The sequence below is a fragment of the Pseudomonas sp. KUIN-1 genome, assembly GCF_009176725.1.
GTDB lineage: Bacteria > Pseudomonadota > Gammaproteobacteria > Pseudomonadales > Pseudomonadaceae > Aquipseudomonas > Aquipseudomonas fragariae.
Map to the genome: position 1 here is coordinate 4160488 of NZ_AP020337.1, position 22711 is coordinate 4183198.

Consider the following 22711-nt stretch of genomic DNA (forward strand, 5'->3'; position numbering starts at 1 on the left):
CAGTAATCTTGATCTCACTTGATCGATTGCTGAATGTGCAGCGTCGATATCCGATGGAGAAAGAATCATGCTGACTCTTCGCAAAGCTTCCGATCGCGGCGCGGCTGATCATGGCTGGCTGAAATCCTTTCATACCTTTTCCTTCGCCAGCTATCGTAATGCGCAGGAACAGGGCTTTTCCGATCTGCTGGTCATCAATGACGACCGTGTGACTGCAGGTAAAGGCTTTGGCCAGCATCCGCACCGCGACATGGAAATTTTTTCCTATGTGCTGGAAGGTGCGCTGGAACATAAGGACACGCTGGGCACCGGCTCGGTGATACGCCCTGGCGACGTGCAGTTGATGAGTGCCGGTAGCGGCGTGGCGCACAGCGAGTTCAACCACTCGCAGACCGAAGGCGTGCATTTTCTGCAGATATGGATCGTGCCGAATGTCGCCGGTGCCACGCCCAACTATCAGCAGGAACACTTCAGCCCTGAACAGAAACGCGGCCGTCTGCAACTTATCATCGCCCCTGAAGGCGAGAATGGCGCACTGAAAGTTCGTCAGGACGCCCGTGTGTACGCAGGTCTGTTCGATGGTGATGAAACCGCCGCGCTTGAGCTGGCTGCCAATCGCTATGCCTACGTGCATGTCGCCCGTGGCAGCGTGGTGCTCAATGGCGAGCGACTTGGCGAAGGTGACGGGGTGCGCGTGCGTAACGAGCGGCTGATCAGCCTGAGCGAAGGGGTTGATGCGGAAGTGCTGGTGTTTGATATGCGGCCTAATGAATTGCCGCAGATGCCTTGATGCATCGATTGATATCAGGAAAACCTAGCGTTTCTTTCACTTGATTGGTGCTGCGAGGTAACCCACGCTCCCGCCCTCCACCAGTCGCTCGCGGCACTGACCGGGCCGCATTGGGCTAGCCGATCAGACATCAAGTGAGGAAAAACCATGCCCCATGATCAACACTATGATTGTGTTCTTCTGAAGCCCGCCCGCACCTTTCAAGGTAAGCAGGGCCTGGATTATCAAGTCGGTATTTCAGCCCAAAGTGCGGGCGCGCGTCACATTCATATGCAGTTGCTGACGATCCCGCCCGGAGGTAAAGGCAAGGCACACAAACATCAGGAGCATGAAACAGCTATTTACGCACTGAGTGGAGCTACCGGCTGCTGGTATGGCGAGTCGCTGGAAAAACATGCAGTCGTGGAAGAAGGCGACTTCTTTTACATCCCGGCGGGCATGCCGCATGTGCCTTATAACCGCAGCAGCGAGAATGCAGCCACAGCTTTGATTGCGCGTACCGATCCAAATGAGCAGGAAAGCGTGACCTTGCTGCCGGAACTAGACGAGGTATTGGCTTCCAGGCAGAGCTGAGCATGACTGTCGGAATACGTTCAAAACGCACAAACAAAAACGCCGCTCTGTTGAGCGGCGTTTTTGTGAATTTGGAGCGGGAAACGAGACTCGAACTCGCGACCCCGACCTTGGCAAGGTCGTGCTCTACCAACTGAGCTATTCCCGCAATATGGCGTCCCCTAGGGGACTCGAACCCCTGTTACCGCCGTGAAAGGGCGGTGTCCTAGGCCACTAGACGAAGGGGACACTGCCTGAAACACAATGGTGTGTGTTTCAGTTCCAGACATCATCCGAAGACGTGTTCTGGTTTCACTCAACCCTGCCCAAAGGCAAAGCTGCTTAAAATTGGAGCGGGAAACGAGACTCGAACTCGCGACCCCGACCTTGGCAAGGTCGTGCTCTACCAACTGAGCTATTCCCGCAATGGCGTCCCCTAGGGGACTCGAACCCCTGTTACCGCCGTGAAAGGGCGGTGTCCTAGGCCACTAGACGAAGGGGACACACGTACAACATTCACTACTTATTGGCGCTACGCTGTGTGCTTTACGCTGTAAGTGGCGCGCATTCTATGGATGGATTGAGGGGTCGTCAACCCCCATGTGAAAATTTATTGAAATCAATAACTTCGATGCCGTTCGGACGCTGACCGACTGTCGCCAGGCGCGCGGCTGATCAATCTCCCCTCATCTATATAGAAGAGATGCCGACAAACTCCGAGAGGGACATCTATGCGCAGTAGTGCTTAGCCACTACACTCGCACTAAAACTAATTGAACGAATGAGGTTTGCACAGTGACTCCACTCATGATCACGCTGATGGTAGTAGCAGGTATCGCACTGCTCATCGCGATCGGCTACCTGAATCACGTCGCTGAAAACGGCAAACTGGAGAAGGCTCGCACCAAGGTCGAACTGGGCGATCGCCTGCGTCGCTGCAGCGAGATCACCGAAGTGTTCCCGGGCCAGCTGATGTCCCCCGCCTTGAAGCTGTTGCTCGCGCGGCTGGAGCTGAACGTCGTGCAGCGCATGCTGAACATGGAGAAAGGCAACGCTCAGCTCAAGCACCGTATTGGCGAACTGGAAGAGCAGATTGCCAAGGGCGAAGGCATCGACATACCCAACCCGGTCACACCGATCCAGACCGAAGCCAAGGCCAAGGACGTGCGTTTTCTGCTGGAAGCCCTGCATGGTCAGGTGACGCGTGCTGCACATGACGGCTTTCTGCAGACCAGCGAAGCGAAACACTGGATCCGTGAAATCCGCACGATCCTGGTCAACCTGCACATCGAATTCTTCAACAACCTTGGCCAGACTGCACTTTCTCAGGATCAGCCAGGTCAGGCACGTCTGGCATTCGAGCGCGGCGTACAGTATTTGCGCAACCAGCCGGACCCGGTCACTTATCAACAGCAACTGCTGGCGATGGAAAAACAACTGGCCCGTGCCAACTCCGTAGTGCTGACCAACACCGCGCCGACCGAAGACGACGACAACGCACTGACCGAAGGCCTCAAGCAGGACGACACCGAATCGGAATGGAAGAAGAAAGTCATCTACGATTGATGACTGCCCCGCCGCTGCCGGACTTGTGCTCCGGGCAGCGGCCGACCGGATCAGCAGTCGGTCGATGCCAGAAAGATCGCCACAAGACGCTCGATCCCTGCCTGATCCTCTTCGTTGAAACGCCCCACACTCGGACTGTCCAGGTCCAGCACACCGATCAGACGTCCCTCCTTGATCAATGGCACCACCAACTCGCTGTTCGATGCGCTGTCGCAGGCAATGTGCCCGGGAAACTCGTGAACGTCCTGCACACGCTGGGTTTGTCGGCTCTGCGCCGCCGCCCCGCAAACGCCCCGGCCGAAAGGAATGCGTACGCAGGCGATCTGCCCTTGAAACGGACCCAGCACCAGTTCTTCGTTGCGATTGAGGTAAAAGCCTGCCCAGTTCAGATCATCGAGCTGGGTGTAGAGAAACGCCGAAAACTGCGCCGCATTGGCGATGAAATCGCGTTCGTCGGCCAACAGTGCTTCCAGTTGTGCTGCCAGCAAACCATAGCCGTCCAGGCCCGCGCCGGTGTTTTGCAAATCAATCATGTGTGTTGCTCCAACAATTCAAGTCCTACCCAGTAACGTGCAAATTGATAGGCGCAGCGGCCATTGCGATTACCGCGCGCGGTTGCCCAGCGAATCGCGGCTTTTTCCAGGTTTTCGTCGCGCTGCCACTGCAATCCGGCTTTTTGCGCTAATTGCGTGATCCAGTGTTCGACGACGTTCAGATAATGCTCCTGAGTGAACGGATAGAACGACAGCCACAGCCCGAACCGGTCAGACAAGGCGATCTTGTCTTCGACGGCCTCACTGGGGTGCAGTTCGCCGTCAACGTGCTTCCAGTCGACGTTGTCACTTTCCTTCTCGGGCACCAGGTGACGACGATTGGAGGTCGCGTACAGCAGCACGTTGTCTGGCGCCTGCTCCAGCGAGCCGTCGAGTACACTCTTCAGCACGCGATAATCACCCTCGCCCGACTCGAACGACAGGTCATCGCAGAACAGCACGAAACGCTGCGGCAGCTTGTGCAGTTGTTCAACCACACGCGGCAAATCACCCAGATGGTCGCGTTCGATCTCGATCAGGCGCAGACCGGCCGGAGCGTACTCGGCCAGCAGCGCGCGGATCAAGGACGACTTGCCGGTGCCGCGCGAACCCCAGAGCAAGGCATGGTTGGCAGGCAGCCCGTCGATGAACTGACGGGTATTGCGCCCCAACTGATCGCGCTGCAGGTCGACGCCGATCAGATCGGTCAGGCGCGTATCGAGGCTCACTTGCAGCGGCATCAGGTAACCGCTGCGGCCCTCTTGCACCCAGCGCGCGGCCAGCGCCTGCGACCAGTCGACCGGCTCGCGCAGCGCTGGCAGCAACGGCTCCAGTCGGGCCAGCACGGCGTCGGCGCGCTGCAGAAAAGCATCCAACCGAGAATCCACGGGATCTCCTTATATTTAACTGATTAGTCAGCAGTGCCGATCGGCTATGCTTGGCCGGCACCGGGCACCAGAAGTGGCAGTACTCATGGATATATCGCTCAAAAACAGGCTGTCGTTCAAGCAGGCGCGCCTGGCTGTATCGATCGGCTTCGTGCTGGGGACCCTGCTGAGCCTGTTCCAGATTGCGATCGATTATGCCAGCGAAGACGCTTCCATCAATCGTGAAATCAAGTCACTGCTGGAAATCATCCAGAACCCGGCGTCGCGCATCGCCTATAACATCGACTCGGAGCTGGCCCAGGAACTCACGCTCGGCCTGCTGCGCTCGCCTGCCGTGGTCAGCGCCAGGCTTACCGATAACAACGACGCCGTGCTCTCCAGCGTCGAGCGCCCCATGGCCACCGGGCGTTATCGGGTGTTCAGCGACTGGCTGTTCGGCGAAAGCCGGCAGTTTCAGGAAAAGCTGCACCTCAATCACCTGCCCAATGAAACCATCGGCACACTGTACCTGACCGTGGACACCTTCGCGTTCGGCAGCCACTTTCTGCAGCGCGCCGAAATCACCCTGCTCAACGGCTTTGTGCGCAGCCTGGCGCTGGCCGGGATTCTGACCATTCTGTTTTACGCGACCCTGACCAAGCCGCTGGTGAGGGTAATCCGCGAACTGAGCAGTCGCGATCCGCGCAACCCTGACCAGGGCAAAATAACCTGCCCGCCCTACCATGCCCAGGATGAAATCGGCGTACTGGTCGAGACGTTCAACCGTCAGTTTGAAACCATGAGCAGCGAGTTTTCCAGGCGACGCGCGGCCGAGGACCGGCTGACCGACCACCTCAATGAACTGGAAAACATCGTCTCGGCGCGCACCAACGAGCTCAAGGCCAGCAACCTGCGCCTGCGCGAGTCCAATGAGGAACTGCAGATAGCGCGCAGCACGGCACTGGACATGGCCCATGCGCGCTCGGCGTTTCTGGCGCACATGAGCCACGAGATCCGCACACCGCTCAACGGTCTGCTGGGCATGCTGGCGCTGTCGCTGGACAGTCCGCTGGGTGCCGAACAGCGCCAGCAGCTGATGATCGCCCACGACTCCGGCAAGGTGCTGGTCGAGCTGCTCAACGATATTCTCGACATGTCCAAGTTCGATGCCGGTCACCTGGAGATCGAGCGCATTCCTTTCGACCTGGGGATGTTGATCGAGGACACCGCCAATCTGCTGTCGCAGAACGCAGCCCCCAGCGTGGAGCTGACCTGCCTGATCGCGCCGGACTTCCCGGCCATGGTCACCGGCGATCCGACCAGAGTACGCCAGATCGTCAGCAACCTGCTGTCCAACGCCCTCAAGTTCACCCGTTTCGGGCGCGTGGATGTGCGCCTGACTCATCATCGGGACGCCAGCTCCGGTGAACACCGGGTGCGCATCGAAGTCCGCGACACCGGCATCGGCATTGCGCAGGACGCCCAGACCCGAATCTTCCAGCCGTTCACCCAGGCTGAAACCGCCATCACCCGCCAGTACGGCGGTACGGGACTGGGCCTGGCGCTGACCAACAACCTCTGCGAGGCCATGAATGGCACGTTGAGCATCCAGTCGCAGTCCGGTTTCGGCAGCCAGTTCTGCGCCGAGCTGCCGCTGCCGGTCCACGTGCCTGCGGTTACTCAGACGCCGCTCAAGGGCCGGGTGACGGTGGTCAGCTCGGCAGGCAGCGGACTGGTGGAGCTGCTGGGCAGTCTGCTGCCGTTCTGGGGGGTCGACCTCAAGCGACGCAGCATCGACGATCGCGCACAAGCAGTGGACCTCGACGGCAGTTCCGATCTGGTCATCACCGACTGTCCCGAATGCCTGTTTACGATTCGCCCCACCACACCCGTGCCGATCCTGCTGGTGACCGCCTATGGCAACTTCATGCCCGGCGAACAGGTTGCCGCCCTGGCCCCGCTGCAACAGCAGGCCCGGCCACTGGCGCGCAACGCGCTTTACCACACGCTGCGGCGCATACTGGGTCAGGAAGAAACGGGGCTCAAGGACACACAGGCGCTCGAACATACGGCGCCACGTCTGGCGCGGGTGTTATTGGTCGAGGACAATCCGGTCAATCAACTGGTCGCCAAGGGCATCCTCGGCAAACTGGGTTGCGAAGTGATCATCAGCAGCCATGGCGGCGAAGCCCTGGAACAGCTGGAGCAAGGCCATTTCGATCTGGTATTGATGGACTGCAACATGCCGGTCATGGACGGCTATGAAGCCAGCCGCCAGATCCGCAGCAGCGGCCGCTGGCCGAACCTGCCGATCGTTGCCCTTACCGCCAACGCCATGCCCGATGAGCGCGAGCGCTGCAAGGCGGCGGGCATGAATGACTATCTGGCCAAGCCGTTCCGGCGTGCCGAACTGGTCAGCATTCTCGATCAGTGGATACCCATTACCGGCATCGACTGAAGACTCAGCGCAGCAGCGCCTCGATCTCGCCCGTCAGTTCCTCAGGCTTGGTCAATGGCGCAAAACGCTTGACCAGCCGACCGTCCTGGCCAATCAGGAACTTGGTGAAATTCCACTTGATGCGCTCCGTGCCCAACAACCCCGGCGCCTGCTGCTTGAGCTGCACGAACAGCGGATGGGCCTGCTCGCCGTTCACATCGATCTTCTTGAACAACGGGAAGCTGACGCCATAGTTCAGCTCGCAAAAGCCGGAAATCGCCCCCTCGTCGCCTGGCTCCTGCTTGCCGAACTGGTTGCAGGGGAAACCCAGCACCACCAAGCCCTGATCCCTATAGTCCTGCCAGAGCTTTTCCAGGCCCTTGTATTGAGGGGTAAAGCCACACTTGCTGGCGGTGTTAACCACCAGCAGCGCCTTGCCGGAGAAATCGGCGAGGGTTTTCTGTTCGCCCTTGATCGTCGTGACCGGGATGCTCAGCAGGTTTTCACTCATCAAAGGAGGCCTCGATACTGGAATTGGGACAGGGCGTTGGCTGAATCTGCGCAGCGCTTAGGCGCGCGGCACCAGATCCAGGCAGACCGAATTGATGCAATAACGCAGGCCGGTGGGTGGCGGTCCATCCGGGAACACATGCCCCAGGTGCGCATCACATTTGGCGCAAACCACTTCGGTACGAATCATGCCGTGGCTCATATCGCGAACCTCGATCACTGCACTGTTCTCGAGTGGCGCATAGAAGCTGGGCCAGCCGCAGCCTGAATCGAACTTGGTGGTGGAATCGAACAGTGGCTCCTCGCAGCAGATACAGCGATAAATGCCGTCTGTCTTGACCTTGTCGTACTTGCCGGAAAACGGCCGCTCGGTGCCTTTCAGACGGCAGACGTTGTACTGCTCCGGGTCGAGCATCTGCTTCCACTCTTCCAGCGTTTTCTGCAACTTGTCCACAGGTACACCTCCGAATTCGAAAAACCCTGATCTGTACCTTTTCCGCAGATCAGGTGGCACGTATCATTGCGCCAGGTCAGACGTCAGTCTGGCACCCGCGTTTGTCGTACACAAACCCATTTTCATGGCGAATGTAGCGACCTTCATTGCAAGCCGGCGACAGCTCGTCCATTTTCGGGATCATCACCATGCAGTTCAACAAATCGAACAAGCTCGCAAACGTCTGCTATGACATTCGCGGGCCGGTGCTCAAGCACGCCAAACGCCTGGAAGAGGAAGGTCACCGCATCCTCAAGCTGAACATCGGCAACCCGGCGCCGTTTGGTTTCGAGGCGCCGGACGAAATTCTGCAGGACGTGATCCGCAACTTGCCGACTGCGCAGGGCTACAGCGACTCCAAGGGCCTGTTCAGCGCCCGCAAGGCGGTGATGCAGTATTACCAGCAGAAGCAGGTCGAAGGCGTCGGCATCGAAGACATCTACCTGGGCAACGGCGTGTCCGAGCTGATCGTGATGTCGATGCAGGCGTTGCTCAACAATGGCGACGAAGTGCTGGTTCCGGCCCCCGACTACCCGCTGTGGACCGCTGCTGTCGCCTTGTCCGGTGGCAGCCCGGTGCACTACCTGTGCGACGAGCAGGCCAACTGGTGGCCGGATCTTGAAGACATCAAGGCCAAGATCACCCCGAACACCAAGGCCATGGTCATCATCAACCCGAACAACCCGACAGGTGCGGTGTATTCGCGCGAAGTACTGCTGGGCATGCTGGAGCTGGCTCGCCAGCATAATCTGGTGGTGTTCTCCGACGAAATCTACGACAAGATCCTGTATGACGACGCGGTACACATCTGCACCGCCTCGCTGGCGCCGGACCTGCTGTGCCTGACCTTCAACGGCCTGTCCAAGTCGTATCGGGTTGCGGGCTTCCGCTCCGGCTGGATCGCCATTTCCGGGCCGAAACACAACGCGCAGAGCTACATCGAAGGCATCGACATTCTGGCCAACATGCGCCTGTGTGCCAACGTACCGAGCCAGCACGCCATCCAGACCGCGCTGGGCGGCTATCAGAGCATCAATGATCTGATTCTTCCCCCTGGCCGTCTGCTGGAACAGCGCAACCGCACCTGGGAGCTGCTCAACGACATTCCCGGTGTCAGCTGCGTGAAGCCGATGGGCGCGCTGTATGCGTTCCCGCGCATTGACCCGAAAGTCTGCCCGATCCTCAACGACGAGAAGTTCGTCCTCGACCTGCTGCTTTCCGAAAAACTGCTGGTGGTTCAGGGTACAGCGTTCAATTGGCCATACCCCGACCACTTCCGCGTCGTGACCCTGCCCCGCGTCGATGAACTGGAGCAGGCCATTGGCCGCATCGGTAACTTCCTCAAGGGTTATCGGCAGTAAACAGCCACAGCGCTCTCCCCCGACCTCTCTGCCCCGACCCGCTCGGGGCAGTTTATTTCTGTGCGCCCGAAACATCATGGACGCCCTGCCCCAAACGCTTCAGGCATCGACCACTCTGGCTCAGGCGCCGTTCAGCCTTGCAGGATTACCATTGATTGCGACAAGAGGACACAGTTTGAAATAGTCCCTCTGTTGAATAGCAGCAAGCATCACCTTATATACCCGGCATCGAGTTACATATTTACCTGAGGAGAACGTTTCGACCATGATGCGCATTTTGCTGTTTTTGGCCACTAACCTTGCGGTCGTGCTGATTGCCAGCATCACCCTGAGCCTTTTTGGCTTCAATGGGTTCATGGCGGCCAACGGGGTTGATCTGAACCTCAATCAGCTGCTGGTCTTCTGCGCTGTGTTCGGCTTCGCGGGCTCGCTGTTCTCGCTGTTCATCTCCAAGTGGATGGCGAAGATGAGCACCGGTACTCAGATCATCAGCCAGCCTCGCACTCGCCATGAGCAATGGTTGCTGCAGACCGTTGAACAATTGTCCCGCGACGCGGGCATCAAGATGCCGGAGGTCGGTATTTTCCCGGCGTACGAAGCCAACGCGTTCGCTACGGGCTGGAACAAGAACGATGCACTGGTTGCGGTCAGCCAGGGCCTGCTCGAGCGTTTTTCGCCGGATGAGGTGAAAGCCGTACTGGCGCACGAGATCGGCCACGTTGCCAACGGCGACATGGTGACGCTGGCGCTGGTGCAGGGTGTGGTGAACACCTTCGTGATGTTCTTCGCCCGCATCATCGGCAACTTCGTCGACAAGGTGATCTTCAAGACTGAAAACGGTCAGGGCATCGCTTACTACATCACGACGATCTTCGCCGAGCTGGTACTGGGCTTTCTGGCCAGCGCCATCGTCATGTGGTTCTCGCGCAAACGCGAATTCCGCGCTGACGATGCCGGTGCACGACTGGCGGGTACGGGTGCAATGATCGGCGCGCTGCAACGCCTGCGTTCCGAACAGGGCGTCCCGGTGAACATGCCCGACAGCCTGACCGCCTTCGGTATCAACGCCGGTCTCAAGAAAGGCCTCGCCGGCCTGTTCATGAGCCACCCGCCGCTGGAGCAACGCATCGAGGCCCTGCGCCGCCGCGGTTGAACCACGAACGCGATAGCCTCAGCCCCGCGCATGGCAATGAGAGGTGTTCTTCCGGACACCTCTCGTTCCTTACGCTCCGCGTGGGAATGCAGTTCGTGACGCAGGGCGTCAAACGGTTCTGCGATTCAGAGAGATTCAGGACCAACTCAGCGCGATTGACGCTCCAACACATAAACATGCTCATCCATACGCTCCAATCCGGCCTTCAACGCCTTGGGACTGCTGTGCAGCGTATCCTGCCCGCCTACCTTCGTTACCTCCCAGTTTCCCGACATGCCCCTCTGCAGCCATGTGTGCGGCACGGAGAATGGCGGGCCTTCGAGCAGGGTCTGATCGTATTCCAGGGTGATCAGTAAACCGCTACACGCTTGCGGCGTCAGCGCTTCAAGCTGCCATACATAGCGTTCGCGCATATCCGCTGGCAAGGCGATCATCGCGGCACGGTCGTAAAACGCCGCGCAATGACCGATATCGCGCACAGTCAGCGCGAAGAAATCACCGCACCAGATTTCGATACCGGGCGCTGCGTAGACCTTGAAGTCGCCCTGCGACGTAATCTGCGGCTGCTCACCACGCTCGGTGAAATAGCTCTCTACCGCCGCCTCGGACAGCTCGGCGCCCACCACGTGATACCCCTGCCCCCTCAGCCAGCTCATGTCCTGGCTCTTGCCACATAACGGCACCAGAACCCGCGCCCCTGGTGCAACACTCAACGAGGACCAGTATTGCTGCAGGTCCTGATTGACCTCGGACTGATGAAAGCCGATCTGTCCGGCGCTCCAGCGCTGCAGCCAAAAATCCGTCTTCATGAAAACCTCCTGAAAATTCGATAAAAAAGCGCCAGAACTTATATTAGATTTAGATCATAAAAATGACCGACTATGAGTCATCTCTCTATTCTGGAGCTTTAAATGTTCCCCAGCCTGTTTATTTCCCATGGCTCCCCCATGCTGGCGCTGGAACCCGGTGACAGCGGCCCGGCTCTGAAGCGACTGGCTGCCAGCCTGCCACGGCCTCGCGCCATCGTGATGGTCTCTGCCCACTGGGAAAGCCATGAACTGATCGTCAACGGCAATTCACATCCAGAGACATGGCATGACTTCGGCGGTTTTTCGCCCGAATTGTTTGCAGTGCAGTACCCGGCGCAAGGGTTGCCGGAACTGACGCGCACGGTGGTAGATCTGCTTGCCGCCAGCGACCTGCCTGCACGCATCGACAGCAGACGTCCGTTCGACCACGGCGTCTGGGTGCCGTTGTCGCTGATGTACCCGAACGCCGACATTCCGGTGGTGCAGGTTTCACTGCCCAGCCGCCAGGGACCTGAACTGCAGACCCGCGTGGGCCGGGCACTGGCCAGCTTGCGTGAACAGGGTGTGCTGATCATCGGCTCAGGCAGCATCACGCATAACCTGCGTGATCTTGACTGGAACGCCGGACCCGACAGCATCGAGCCCTGGGCTGCCGTGTTTCGTGACTGGATGATCGACAAGCTGCAAAACGACGACGAAGCCGCACTGCACCACTACCGCAGCCTTGCTCCTCACGCAGCCCGTGCGCACCCCAGTGACGAGCACCTGCTGCCGCTGTATTTTGCGCGCGGCGCTGGCGGTGGCTTCGGCATTGCCCATCAGGGCTTCACCATGGGCGCGCTCGGGATGGATATCTATCGGTTCGGGTGAAGCCAATAGCGCCAACCTGCCTGAATCCAAAGCAAAAAAATCCCCGAACCAGTCGGGGATTTTTTATTGGCCGATCAGCTCAAGAGCCGATCAGTCTTCGCGATAGCGACGCAGCTTGAGCTGCTTGCCAGCAACACGGGTGTCCTTGAGCTTGGTCAGCAGACGCTCAAGACCATCTTCCGGCAGTTCGACCAGGCTGAAGCTGTCACGGACCTGGATACGGCCGATCGCTTCGCGGGCCAGGCCGCCTTCGTTGAGAATGGCACCCAGCAGGTTCTTGGCAGCGATACCATCACGCGCACCCAGCGCGGTACGGCAACGAGCACGGCCTTCGGCCAATGGAACCGGCGCACGACGCTCACGCTCAGGACGATCACCACGGTCGCTGCTGCGCTCTGGACGATCACCGCGCGGGGCGTTGTTCGGAACCAGTGGACGCTCGCGCTCGATGGCTGCCAGGGTCAGTGCCTGACCGTTGGTAGCCTTGCGCAGCAGTGCAGCGGCAAGCGCGCGAGGGCTGCAGCCGATGTCGGCAGTCAGACGATCGAGCAGATCACCGTGAGTCGATTCGGCATCAGCGACCAGCGGCGACAGGCTGTTGGTCAGTTTCTTGATGCGCGCATCCAGAACGGCCTGGGCATCCGGCAGGCGGACTTCCGCAACCTTCTGACCGGTAACACGCTCGATCACTTGCAGCATGCGGCGCTCACGAGGCGTCACCAGCAGCAGTGCGCGACCTTCGCGACCGGCACGACCGGTACGGCCGATACGGTGAACGTATGACTCCGGATCGTAAGGCATGTCCACGTTGAAGACGTGGGTGATACGCGGAACGTCAAGACCACGGGCAGCAACGTCGGTCGCCACAACGATGTCCAGACGGCCATCCTTGAGGGATTCGATAACGCGCTCGCGCTGGTTCTGGGCGATGTCGCCGTTCAGTGCGGCAGCCTTGTAGCCTTTGGCTTCAAGAGCACTGGCCAGATCCAGGGTCGCCTGCTTGGTGCGGACGAACATGATCAGGGCGTCGAAGTCTTCGACTTCCAGCAGGCTCAGTACGGCCGAGGTCTTCTGGTCAGCGTGAACCAGCAGGTGAGCCTGCTCGATCGCGGTAACGGTCTGGGTCTTGGTCTGGATCTTGACGTGCTTCGGATCGCGCAGATGGCGTTCGGCGATGGCACGGATCGACTGTGGCAGCGTGGCCGAGAACAGTACGGTCTGGCGGGTTTCAGGCATGGCCTTGAAGATGACTTCGAGGTCGTCCATGAAGCCCAGCTTGAGCATTTCGTCCGCTTCGTCGAGAACCAGATGGTTCACGGTCGCCAGGACTTTCTCGTCACGACGCAGGTGGTCGCAGAGACGGCCCGGGGTAGCGACGACGATCTGTGCGCCGTTGCGGATAGCCTTGAGCTGAGGGCCCATCGGCGCGCCGCCGTAGACCGCTACAACGGTCACGCCCGGCATTTGTTTTGCGTAGGTCTCGAACGCGGTGGCAACCTGAAGTGCCAGTTCGCGGGTCGGGGCCAGGATCAGTGCTTGCGGCTCGCGCTTGCTCGGGTCGATCCGATGCAGGATAGGCAGTGCGAACGCGGCGGTTTTACCCGTACCGGTTTGCGCCTGACCAATCATGTCGTGACCGGCGAGAATAATCGGGATCGATTGCTGCTGAATGGCCGAAGGCTCTTCGTAGCCAGTGGCGACGACTGCTGCAACGATATTTGGATGAAGTTCGAGAGCGGCGAAGCCGCCGATTTCCTGGGTCATGGGTCTGCCTCTAGTGCATCCGCAAAGACCCATGCTTCAAAGCTGCGCGTGCCGTGTACGACCTTGAGGTCACCCTGGCTGCTTTGTCGGCGGGGATTTGCGAAAACGTTTGATGAATGGATCGTCCAGGCTAGTCCGTTGTGCGAACAAGCAACCGAAGCTGGCTTCGGGGAACTGCAATACCTTGACGAGGGCCGTGTTAAGGCCGGCGCGCACTATACCGGAAATACGCACCTTAGTGAGTCTTTTTTTACGAAACGTTGCGCCATTTTTGAGCGGCGGCAGCCCCTGAGTCCGGGCAGAAGGCCGCATGATCAAGGCGCGGGCCCGAGATTGCGGGGATTACCGCTTAAACGTTTAATCTATTCTTGCACATGACCGGCATCCTGGCCTTCGAGGTGTGGCGAATTGTCCCACCCCGTTTTCAGCACAATCGACTCAGCTGTCACCTACTCAGGTGGCGGAACGAATAGCCTTGATCAGCGACGCAAGCGAGTAACCCAGATGCGGCGCAAGTGCCTCGGCTCGTCCGTTCAACGCGTCGATATCCAGTGTCTGCTCCAGGTCGGCCGGGACGAGCAGGATGACGTTGCCCTCCTTCACCGGCAGCTCCCAGTAATGGCGGTGGTAAAGGCCACGCAGCAGCGCCGCTCCCAGCGGCTTGCCGTCGTCGGTCGCCCACTGATTGATGATCAGCCAGCCGCCCGGATTCAGCCGCTGCTGACAGCTCTGCAGGAAATTCCAGGCCAGGTGCCCGACCCCAGGCCCGACATCGGTGTACAGGTCGACAAAGATCAGGTCGGCAGGCTCGGCACTGTCCAGCAGGTCCAGCGCATCGCCGATGCGGATATACAGTCGCGGATCGTCGTCGAGCCCCATGAACTCCATGGCCAGACGTGGCACATCCGGGCGCAGCTCGATGACTTCCACATCCTCGAGGGGCAGGAACTTCATGCAGGCCTGAGTCAGCGTACCGGCCCCCAGGCCCAGAAACAGCGCGCTTTCCGGCGCGTCATGGCACAGCGCGCCGATCAGCATCGCGCGGGTGTAGTCGTACTCCAGCCAGCTCGGATCGGCTGTAAAGGTGCAGCTTTGCTCGATGGCATCGCCAAACTCCAGAAAGCGGTAATCCTCCACTTCCAGCACGCGAATCATGCCGAAGTCGTCGTGCACCTCGGCCAGGATTCGCTCTACGCGCTCACGCTCTTCCGTCATCACCGTTCCTGGTTGTCTGCGCCGAGCGCAAAATACGAATTGTCGGGCAAGCGCACGGCTTTGTCACACGTTGTGGCGTACGGCGTCGCTCCAATGCTCCGCACCGCACTGGCAGAGCAACGACGAACTGCTAACATGCCGATCCGATTGCACAACTCTAGAGCCAATAATGAGCCAACCCTGGAGCCCCGACAGCTGGCGGGCACTGCCGATTCAGCAGCAACCTCACTACCCTGATGCCGAGCACCTGCACAGGGTCGAACAGACACTGGCCAGTTACCCGCCGCTGGTGTTCGCCGGCGAAGCACGTGAGTTGCGCCGTCAGTTTGCCGAAGTGACCCAGGGACGTGCGTTCTTGCTGCAGGGCGGTGACTGCGCGGAAAGCTTCATGGAGTTTTCCGCCGCCAAGATTCGCGATACGTTCAAGGTCCTGCTGCAGATGGCAATCGTGATGACGTTTGCCGCCGGTTGCCCGGTGGTGAAAGTCGGACGCATGGCCGGGCAATTTGCCAAGCCACGCTCGGCCAACGACGAAATCATCGATGGCGTGACGCTCCCGGCTTATCGGGGTGACATCGTCAACGGCATCGGTTTCGACGAGAAAAGCCGAGTGCCGGACCCGGAACGCCTGATCCAGGCTTACAACCAGTCCACCGCCACCCTGAACCTGCTGCGCGCCTTCGCACAGGGCGGGTTTGCCGATCTGCATCAGGTGCACAAGTGGAACCTGGACTTCATCGCCAACTCGGCGCTGGCCGACAAGTACAGCCAGTTGGCCGGGCGCATCGATGAAACCCTGGCGTTCATGCGCGCCTGCGGCATGGACGGCTCGCCGCAGTTGCGCGAAACCAGCTTCTTCACCGCCCACGAAGCGTTGCTGCTCAATTACGAAGAAGCCTTCGTACGACGCGACAGCCTGACCAACGATTACTACGATTGCTCGGCGCACATGCTGTGGATCGGCGACCGTACCCGCCAGCTCGATGGCGCGCACGTCGAGTTCCTGCGCGGGGTCAACAACCCGATCGGCGTCAAGGTCGGCCCGAGCATGAACACCGACGACCTGATCCGCCTGATCGATATCCTCAACCCGGACAACGACCCGGGGCGCCTGAACCTGATCGCGCGCATGGGTGCCAACAAGGTCGGTGATCACTTGCCGCAGCTGATCCGCGCCGTCGAGCGCGAAGGCCGCAAGGTGCTGTGGAGCTCGGACCCGATGCACGGCAACACGATCAAGGCCAGCAGTGGCTACAAGACCCGCGACTTTGCGCAGATCCTTGGCGAAGTGAAGCAGTTCTTCCAGGTGCACCAGGCTGAGGGCACTTACGCGGGCGGCATCCACATTGAAATGACCGGACAGAACGTCACCGAATGCATCGGTGGTGCCCGCCCGATCACTGAAGACGGCCTTTCGGATCGCTATCACACGCATTGCGACCCACGCATGAACGCCGATCAGTCACTGGAACTGGCCTTCCTGATTGCCGAGACCCTCAAGCAGGTCAGGCGCTAAACAGGAAAACCCGGAGCAACTGCCCGCTCAATGCTTGAGCGGGTCGTCCCAGAACGGACGCTCGGCTTCCTGCTGAATATCGGCACGGCTCAAGCCCAGGTCCTTCAGTGCTCCGTCACTCATCTGTGCCAGCAAGCGGCGCTGGCGGTGCAGCTCCAGCCAGCGCTGCAGATGACGCTTCAGCGCTGTGAACACCGTGCCCGCCTGCAACCCCCCATCGCCCCCTTCTACCCCTGCGCATTGTTTTTGACCTTTCATCATCTTGCCCTCCATGTGGGATGACTGAAGTCTCGCCTCGGGCGTAGGATCAATCCAACGAATGTTCGTTATGCCTTCCATCTGGGAGTTTGATGTATTGGCCACCTACCCGAGCATTGATACCGAACTGTTGCGCACCTTCGTGGCGATTGCCGATCACGGCGGTTTCACTCGCGCAGGTGAAGCGGTCAACCGCACACAGTCGGCGGTCAGCATGCAGATGAAGCGTCTGGAAGAAGACGTCGTGCAGCGCCCGCTGTTTCAGCGTGAAGGCCGGGTCCTGAACCTGACTGCGGAGGGCCAGGTACTGCTCGGTTACGCGCGGCGAATTCTCAAGCTGCACAGCGAGGTGTTCAACACCTTGCGCGAGCCGCACATGATCGGCGTGGTGAAAATCGGCTCGCCGGACGATTACGTGATGCGCTTCCTGCCCGGCATTCTGGCGCAGTTCGCCCAGGCCTATCCGCTGGTTCAAGTGGAAGTGCATTGCGAGCCATCGGACCTTCTGCTGCAACGTCACGACCTGGATCTGACCATTGTCACGCGCAAGCCCGGCACCGAGATCGGCACGCTGCTGCGTCAGGAACGTCTGATGTGGATGGAGGCCGTCGGCTTTGCCCCGCATGAGCAAACACCCATTCCGCTGGCGATGTTCAATACCCACTGCTTCTGTCGTGACTGGGCGTGCAATGCGCTGGACGGCATGGGGCGTGATTACCGCATCGCCTACAGCAGCTCGAGCATGGCGGCGATCACTGCAGTGGTCGGCGCGGGCCTGGCAGTCACCGCGCAGTTCCAGAGCCTGGCCACAGCGGATTTACGTATCCTCGGCGAGGCGGAACAATTGCCACAGCTGCCAACCGCCAGCATCGTCCTCCTGCGCAAGTCTGGAAATCCCTCGCCCATCACCGAATGCATGGCCGATTACATCATCGCCGGCTTCAAACCTTGAGCGCGAGAATGACCGCACAGAGCACCAGAAACACGCAGAACATCAGGCGCAGGGTGCGCTCCGGCAACGAATGCGCCAGCTTGACGCCCCAGCTGATGCTGGCCAGGCCGCCGATGGCCAGCGGAATGCCCATCGACCAGTTGACGTGATCGTGCAACGCATAGGTGACCAGCGTGATACCGGTGCTCGGCGCCGCCAGGGACAGCGCAAGCCCCTGAGCCACGACCTGGGTCGCGCCGAAGACACTGGTAAGGATCGGCGTCGCCACGACCCCGCCGCCGACGCCAAACAGACCACCGGTCACGCCGGAGCCGACGCCCAGCAGCCATAACCACTGTTCATGACGCAACCCGCCAGCGGCCTGCTTGCTGCGCCAATACATCTGCGCGACATTAAACACGGTCAGCACCACCAGAAAACCGACGAAGCCCAGGCGCATGCCTTGCGGGTCGATGCGAACCGCGAGCAGCGAGGTCAGCCAGGCAAAAATGAAACTGGGGATGATCAACATCAGCGCATTACGCAGCAGAATCCGGTTGCGCTGGTTGTAACGCCACAAGGCCAGCAACACATTCGGTAGCACCATCAGCAAGGCGGTCCCTTGAGCCAGTTGCTGATCCAGACCGAACAGCACCCCGAGCGCGGGAATTGCCACAAGACCACCACCGATGCCGAACAACCCTCCCAGGGTGCCCATCGCTGCACCCAGCAACACAAACATCACAATTTCAATCACACTGCGTCCCCACCCGATCAATGACCAAATGCTACGCAGTCCTGCTCTGGACCGACAGCCGATGACGCCGTTTTTTTCGCGCATCACGCACGATGCCAGCGCTTTGAGCGCTGCATGAGCGAAATTATCTGGCGCATTAAAGAGTGCAACACTAAGTTAAACTCATTCGACCGAGTTTGAGGACCTGATATGAGTGCCGACCAAAGCCCGACCCGCTCCGCACCTGCCGATTGCGATTCGCTGCTGCTGGATAACCAATTGTGTTTCGCCCTGTATTCCACCTCGTTGATGATGACCAAGGTTTACAAGCCGCTGTTGCAGGCGCTCGGGCTGACCTATCCGCAGTATCTGGCGATGATGGTGCTGTGGGAAAGGGACGGGCTCACTGTGGGCGACGTCAGCACGCGCCTGCTCACCGATCCGGGTTCATTGACGCCGCTGCTCAAACGACTCGAAGGCGAGGGCTTCATCAGCCGCACGCGCAGCAAGGAAGACGAGCGGGTGGTGTTGCTTCACCTGACCGAACAGGGACGCGAGTTGCAGCAAAAGGCCTTGACCGTACCTGGCTGCATTCTCTCGTCGAGCGGGCTGACCATGGAAAAGCTTCGCGACCTGCAAGCGCAGTTGCTGGAGCTGCGCGAGCACCTGCACCAGAGCCTCTAGGAAAAGGCCTCACCTCAGCTCGTCATGCCCGGCCACCCTGCGTGAGGTCTGGCAGGCCCTCCAACGATCATCCTAGACCTTTTTGCAGAATTATCTTGCGCGCAAACTATCCTTGGGCTACCTTTGCTTTGCGATTAATTAGCGCGCAAGCATTTAGCGCAATCAACCCTTCATCGAGCGAGGCAAGATCATGGACACTCTTTACACCGCAGTTGCAACCGCCACCGGCGGCCGTGATGGTCGTGCTGTTTCCGACGACAAGATTCTCGACGTCAAGCTGGCGACCCCGAAAGAACTCGGCGGTGCTGGCGGCGCAGCCACTAACCCTGAGCAGCTGTTCGCTGCCGGTTATTCGGCCTGCTTCATCGGTGCATTGAAGTTCGTGGCCGGCCAGAGCAAACGCAGCATTCCGGCAGATACCTCGATCACCGCCCACGTAGGCATCGGCCAGATCCCGGGCGGTTTCGGTCTGGACATCGACCTGCATGTCAGCCTGCCAGGCCTGGAGCAAGCCGACGCTCAGCAACTGGTCGATGCCGCGCACGTGGTCTGCCCATACTCGAACGCCACTCGCGGTAACGTCGATGTGCGCCTGCATGTAACGGTCTGATCCTGTCTGACGCCTGGGCAACGGCTGCCCGGCAAGAGTCTCAGGCACAAAAAAACCCGCAGCGATGCGGGTTTTTTGCGTAACGGGGTTACAAAACAATGCTTACTTCGCACGGCCTTTGTAGGAACCGCCTTCACGGGTATCGATCTCGATCATGTCGCCGATTTCGATGAAGTCGGCAACGCTCAGCTCGGTGCCGTTTTTCAGTTTGGCAGGCTTCATGACCTTGCCCGACGTGTCGCCACGAGCGGAGCCTTCGGTGTAGTCAACCTGACGCACGATAGTGGTCGGCAGCTCTACGGAAACCAGACGGTCTTCGAAGAACACGGCTTCGCAAACGTCAGTCATGCCTTCTTCGACGAAAGGCAGAACGCTTTCGATGTCTTCGGCGTTCAGCTCGTACATGGTGTAGTCAGAGGTGTCCATGAACGTGTAGGTGTCACCGCTGATGAAAGACAGGGTGGCTTCCTTGCGATCCAGGATCACGTCGTCCAGCTTGTCGTCGGCGCTGTAAACGATCTCGGTCTTGTAACCGGTCAGCAGGTTTTTCAGCTTGGTCTTCATGATCGCGCTGTTACGACCGGACTTGGTGAACTCAGCTTTCTGAACCAGCCATGGATCGTTCTCGAGACGGATCACGGTACCGGGTTTCAGCTCTTTACCAGTTTTCATTGCATATATCCGAATTTGGATGGAATTAACCAAAGGCTCTGTACGAGAAACAACCTGCGCAGGCCTTTTTCGTACAGAGCCTTGTATCAAGGCCGCGTATCATAGCGAATTTACATAAAACTGCACCAGCGCCGTGGCAAGATCAGTCTGTGCGGCTTGTTGCTGGCACCAGCGTTCGGCATTGCGCTCGATCTGCGACCAGTGTTCTGCCAGCGCCGTCCAGCATTCGCCAAGGTCGCCGCCGACATTCCAGCGCTGCCAGAACTGATTCACCGCCTGCGCGGCCGCGGGCGAAAGACCCGCGAGATAGAGCGTTAAAAACGCATCGAGCTTGGGCAGATGCGCGTCGTCTTCCTGCTGGTAGATGTGCCAGAGCATTGGCCGCCCCGACCACTGCGCACGCACGAACGAGTCCTCGCCGCGCACGATATTGAAATCGCAGCTCCAGAGCAGTTGGTCGTAAAGCTCCTGACGGATGAACGGCAGGACCTGAACCGTCAGCCCGCCGCTGACCTGAGTGAACCCGGCGCGCAGCGGATCGTCGACACCCAGCCAGCGCTGCAGGTCGCCGAGGATGCGTCCCTCCGGCACCAGAAGATGCGTCGGCCGGCTGTCGCTGGTCAGGGCATCGAGCCACCTGCCGAGCGCGGGATTTTCATAGGCAAATACCGAGATCAGACGCGCACCTGCCAACGCGTCGATACCCAATCCGCTCAGGAACGCTTGCCTTGCCGCGCTGTTTTGCTGAAACGCCTGGCGCTGTTCGATCAGGTTTTTTTCGCGCAACAGGCCACCGGTGGCCTCGGAAAAACCCGGAAAGAAAAAGAACTTCTTCAAACCGTTCGATTGTGGCGAAGGCAGGCCGTGGCAGCCAGACACCCAGTCCTCGGCGCTTAGGTAATCCAGATTCAGCCACAACGGCCTTGGCGAACGCTGCAGCATCGATTCGGTGTAGCGCGTCGGCAGGCGGCAGGCGAACGCTTCGATGACCACATCAGGAATATCGGTGTTCACCCATTCGCTCGGCCACTGGCAAACGCTCACGCCCTCTTGCCATTGTTGCCGGGCCTGGAGATCGGCACCGGGGCACAAGCGAACGAAGGCCGACAGGTCATCGATCCATAAACGCACCTGCAGGCCATGCTCGGCGACCAGCTGGCGCGCCAGACGCCAGGTCACGCCCGCATCACCGTAGTTGTCGACTACGCTGCAAAAAATATCCCACGAGGCTTTCATCCTGGCTCCCTGAGGCTGGATGGCAAAAACGCTGATTGTCGTTCACAAAGGTCTGTTGTCACCAGCCTGATGCTGCCGGGCAAACATGCAGCACCGTTTCCATGCCTGACCATCAGGCATGGCACAATCACATCTGTTGGCCTGCAAGGAGTTCAGCCATGTCATTCCCTACCCGCCGTCGCGACCTGTACGTGTCGTTGAAATTGATCGTGTGCATTGCGCTGGGCATCTGGCTGGGCGCCCTGGCGGTGTTTCTGACCGCCCTGCTCTATTACAAAAGCCTGCCACCGGCCCAGACCCAGGCGCTGGAAAACGCCGCCGCACAGCTGACCGCCCCGCCTGCGCAAAAAGCCGCCTCCCCGTCTGCGCCGGAGACCGAGATGTTTCGCAAATATGAGCAAAGCCTGCGTGAAAGCGAGGCCCGTCAGGCACGCGAGCAGGCTCAGGAGCAACAACAGCGCACCTTCAACCGCTCGAAATGTGATTTCTGGATACAGCAGGATCGCACCGCGCCGAGCGAAAAAAGCCGTGCCAGCATCAATCAGTACTGCGGATAAACCATGAACAAACAGGATGTACTGCAACGGATCATCGACAAGCTGAACATCGATCTGGATATCGCCGAACGAGCGGCGCAAACCGCCTACGAAACGGCTACCCACGAAGAGAACATCGCTGAGAACAAGTACGACACGCTAGGACTGGAAGCGTCCTACCTGGCAGCCGGCCAGGCACGCCGCGTCGAGGAGATTCGTCAGTCGCTGACGCTTTATCGGAAATGGTCGCTCAAGCCATTCGATGAATCGCGCGGTATTCAGACCGGTGATCTGGTGGTTGTCGAAGATGCGAGCGGGCAGACGCACTATCTGTTCCTCGGCCCCGATGCTGCCGGCCTGAAGGTCAGTGCAGGGGATCATCTGGTCACCGTCATTACCGCCAGAGCCCCGCTCGGGCAGAACCTACTGGGCAAATTCGAAGACGATGCTGTACAGATTGTCATCAACGGCAGCGGACAATCCTACGAGATAACGCAAACGTTGTGACACACCCGGCATCTGCAGGGTTGATCGCATCAAGTTTTTGTGGGTAAGGTGAACCGTCGCCATCACCACCGCAACCGGGGCAACATCAAAGCAAACAAGGACTAAA

The 22711-nt window shown here is 59.4% G+C and carries 24 protein-coding genes and 4 tRNA genes; 13 read left to right on the top strand and 15 right to left on the bottom strand.

Annotated features, from left to right (window positions below; genetic code table 11):
* Positions 1-67: 67 nt before the first annotated feature.
* Positions 68-790: a pirin family protein gene (locus tag KUIN1_RS18595; protein WP_152092169.1), complete on the top strand. Its 723-nt coding sequence runs from the start codon at positions 68-70 to the stop codon at positions 788-790.
* Between the two features lie 147 nt (positions 791-937).
* The gene (locus KUIN1_RS18600) at positions 938-1363 is read left to right on the top strand and encodes a cupin domain-containing protein (RefSeq protein WP_003404169.1); all 426 of its coding nucleotides are present in this window, start codon (positions 938-940) and stop codon (positions 1361-1363) included.
* A 72-nt stretch (positions 1364-1435) separates the two neighbouring features.
* Here the strand turns inward: KUIN1_RS18600 and KUIN1_RS18605 are convergent.
* The 4 genes from KUIN1_RS18605 to KUIN1_RS18620 form a co-directional block, all read right to left on the bottom strand.
* Positions 1436-1511, bottom strand: a tRNA-Gly gene (locus KUIN1_RS18605).
* A 4-nt stretch (positions 1512-1515) separates the two neighbouring features.
* Positions 1516-1591, bottom strand: a tRNA-Glu gene (locus tag KUIN1_RS18610).
* A gap of 100 nt (positions 1592-1691) precedes the next feature.
* Positions 1692-1767, bottom strand: a tRNA-Gly gene (locus tag KUIN1_RS18615).
* A gap of 2 nt (positions 1768-1769) precedes the next feature.
* Positions 1770-1845: transfer RNA gene (locus KUIN1_RS18620), tRNA-Glu, on the bottom strand.
* A 304-nt stretch (positions 1846-2149) separates the two neighbouring features.
* On the opposite strand from KUIN1_RS18620, the gene KUIN1_RS18625 reads away from it, so the two are divergent.
* Positions 2150-2908 (top strand): hypothetical protein, encoded by a 759-nt coding sequence (locus KUIN1_RS18625; protein WP_011268541.1) that lies wholly within the window; start codon positions 2150-2152, stop codon positions 2906-2908.
* A gap of 50 nt (positions 2909-2958) precedes the next feature.
* On the opposite strand, the gene KUIN1_RS18630 is transcribed toward KUIN1_RS18625, so the two are convergent.
* Together KUIN1_RS18630 and KUIN1_RS18635 are read right to left on the bottom strand one after the other, a co-directional pair.
* Entirely contained in the window at positions 2959-3441 is a 483-nt protein-coding gene (locus KUIN1_RS18630; RefSeq protein ID WP_011268542.1) for a GAF domain-containing protein, read from the bottom strand.
* A complete protein-coding gene (locus tag KUIN1_RS18635) occupies positions 3438-4328 on the bottom strand; it encodes an ATP-binding protein (protein ID WP_011268543.1) in 891 nt (296 codons plus the stop codon). The genes KUIN1_RS18630 and KUIN1_RS18635 overlap by 4 nt, the downstream gene beginning before the upstream one ends.
* 85 nt (positions 4329-4413) lie before the next feature.
* On the opposite strand from KUIN1_RS18635, the gene KUIN1_RS18640 reads away from it, so the two are divergent.
* The gene (locus KUIN1_RS18640; protein ID WP_024638898.1) at positions 4414-6765 is read left to right on the top strand and encodes a hybrid sensor histidine kinase/response regulator; all 2352 of its coding nucleotides are present in this window, start codon (positions 4414-4416) and stop codon (positions 6763-6765) included.
* Positions 6766-6769: 4 nt separating this feature from the next.
* Here the strand turns inward: KUIN1_RS18640 and KUIN1_RS18645 are convergent, their stop codons facing one another.
* Positions 6770-7255 carry a glutathione peroxidase gene (locus KUIN1_RS18645; RefSeq protein ID WP_003418059.1) on the bottom strand — a complete coding sequence of 162 codons (486 nt, stop codon included), beginning with the start codon at positions 7253-7255 and terminating at the stop codon, positions 6770-6772.
* A gap of 57 nt (positions 7256-7312) precedes the next feature.
* Positions 7313-7708, bottom strand: a complete 396-nt coding sequence (msrB, locus tag KUIN1_RS18650; protein WP_054092567.1) for a peptide-methionine (R)-S-oxide reductase MsrB — start codon at positions 7706-7708, stop codon at positions 7313-7315.
* 188 nt (positions 7709-7896) lie between these two features.
* Here msrB and KUIN1_RS18655 point away from each other — a divergent pair, with 188 nt between their 5' ends.
* Both KUIN1_RS18655 and htpX read left to right on the top strand, forming a co-directional pair.
* Positions 7897-9108 (top strand): pyridoxal phosphate-dependent aminotransferase, encoded by a 1212-nt coding sequence (locus KUIN1_RS18655; protein WP_003314686.1) that lies wholly within the window; start codon positions 7897-7899, stop codon positions 9106-9108.
* 265 nt (positions 9109-9373) lie between these two features.
* Positions 9374-10261, top strand: a complete 888-nt coding sequence (htpX, locus tag KUIN1_RS18660; protein WP_003369784.1) for a protease HtpX — start codon at positions 9374-9376, stop codon at positions 10259-10261.
* A 146-nt stretch (positions 10262-10407) separates the two neighbouring features.
* Here the strand turns inward: htpX and KUIN1_RS18665 are convergent, their stop codons facing one another.
* Positions 10408-11070: a thiopurine S-methyltransferase gene (locus KUIN1_RS18665; RefSeq protein WP_152092170.1), complete on the bottom strand. Its 663-nt coding sequence runs from the start codon at positions 11068-11070 to the stop codon at positions 10408-10410.
* Positions 11071-11172: 102 nt separating this feature from the next.
* On the opposite strand from KUIN1_RS18665, the gene KUIN1_RS18670 reads away from it, so the two are divergent.
* A complete protein-coding gene (locus KUIN1_RS18670) occupies positions 11173-11940 on the top strand; it encodes a DODA-type extradiol aromatic ring-opening family dioxygenase (RefSeq protein ID WP_024652855.1) in 768 nt (255 codons plus the stop codon).
* A gap of 90 nt (positions 11941-12030) precedes the next feature.
* On the opposite strand, the gene KUIN1_RS18675 is transcribed toward KUIN1_RS18670, so the two are convergent.
* Together KUIN1_RS18675 and KUIN1_RS18685 are read right to left on the bottom strand one after the other, a co-directional pair.
* Positions 12031-13737, bottom strand: a complete 1707-nt coding sequence (locus tag KUIN1_RS18675) for a DEAD/DEAH box helicase (protein ID WP_172452258.1) — start codon at positions 13735-13737, stop codon at positions 12031-12033.
* Positions 13738-14157: 420 nt separating this feature from the next.
* Positions 14158-14919 carry a spermidine synthase gene (locus KUIN1_RS18685; protein WP_003404195.1) on the bottom strand — a complete coding sequence of 254 codons (762 nt, stop codon included), beginning with the start codon at positions 14917-14919 and terminating at the stop codon, positions 14158-14160.
* A 169-nt stretch (positions 14920-15088) separates the two neighbouring features.
* On the opposite strand from KUIN1_RS18685, the gene KUIN1_RS18690 reads away from it, so the two are divergent.
* Positions 15089-16435, top strand: coding sequence for a class II 3-deoxy-7-phosphoheptulonate synthase (locus tag KUIN1_RS18690; protein WP_011268550.1), 1347 nt, complete (start codon positions 15089-15091; stop codon positions 16433-16435).
* Positions 16436-16462: 27 nt separating this feature from the next.
* Here KUIN1_RS18690 and KUIN1_RS18695 read toward each other — a convergent pair whose 3' ends face one another.
* A complete protein-coding gene (locus KUIN1_RS18695) occupies positions 16463-16696 on the bottom strand; it encodes a DUF1127 domain-containing protein (RefSeq protein WP_003404198.1) in 234 nt (77 codons plus the stop codon).
* 94 nt (positions 16697-16790) lie between these two features.
* Here KUIN1_RS18695 and KUIN1_RS18700 point away from each other — a divergent pair, with 94 nt between their 5' ends.
* On the top strand, positions 16791-17645 hold the full coding sequence (locus tag KUIN1_RS18700) for a LysR substrate-binding domain-containing protein (RefSeq protein WP_219812166.1): 855 nt from the start codon (positions 16791-16793) through the stop codon (positions 17643-17645).
* Here KUIN1_RS18700 and KUIN1_RS18705 read toward each other — a convergent pair.
* The gene (locus KUIN1_RS18705; protein ID WP_024660907.1) at positions 17635-18381 is read right to left on the bottom strand and encodes a sulfite exporter TauE/SafE family protein; all 747 of its coding nucleotides are present in this window, start codon (positions 18379-18381) and stop codon (positions 17635-17637) included. The two genes, KUIN1_RS18700 and KUIN1_RS18705, sit on opposite strands and share 11 nt — an antisense overlap.
* Positions 18382-18570: 189 nt before the next feature.
* On the opposite strand from KUIN1_RS18705, the gene KUIN1_RS18710 reads away from it, so the two are divergent.
* Both KUIN1_RS18710 and KUIN1_RS18715 read left to right on the top strand, forming a co-directional pair.
* Entirely contained in the window at positions 18571-19044 is a 474-nt protein-coding gene (locus tag KUIN1_RS18710; RefSeq protein WP_103714416.1) for a MarR family winged helix-turn-helix transcriptional regulator, read from the top strand.
* 190 nt (positions 19045-19234) lie between these two features.
* Positions 19235-19654 carry an organic hydroperoxide resistance protein gene (locus KUIN1_RS18715; protein ID WP_003342698.1) on the top strand — a complete coding sequence of 140 codons (420 nt, stop codon included), beginning with the start codon at positions 19235-19237 and terminating at the stop codon, positions 19652-19654.
* A gap of 102 nt (positions 19655-19756) precedes the next feature.
* Here the strand turns inward: KUIN1_RS18715 and KUIN1_RS18720 are convergent, their stop codons facing one another.
* Entirely contained in the window at positions 19757-20326 is a 570-nt protein-coding gene (locus tag KUIN1_RS18720) for an elongation factor P (protein ID WP_003404205.1), read from the bottom strand.
* A 99-nt stretch (positions 20327-20425) separates the two neighbouring features.
* The gene (gene earP, locus KUIN1_RS18725) at positions 20426-21562 is read right to left on the bottom strand and encodes an elongation factor P maturation arginine rhamnosyltransferase EarP (protein ID WP_103714418.1); all 1137 of its coding nucleotides are present in this window, start codon (positions 21560-21562) and stop codon (positions 20426-20428) included.
* Positions 21563-21720: 158 nt separating this feature from the next.
* On the opposite strand from earP, the gene KUIN1_RS18730 reads away from it, so the two are divergent.
* Positions 21721-22119 (top strand): hypothetical protein, encoded by a 399-nt coding sequence (locus KUIN1_RS18730; protein WP_003404210.1) that lies wholly within the window; start codon positions 21721-21723, stop codon positions 22117-22119.
* 3 nt (positions 22120-22122) lie between these two features.
* Positions 22123-22605, top strand: a complete 483-nt coding sequence (locus KUIN1_RS18735; protein ID WP_003404212.1) for a GreA/GreB family elongation factor — start codon at positions 22123-22125, stop codon at positions 22603-22605.
* The last annotated feature ends 106 nt before the right edge of the window (positions 22606-22711 follow it).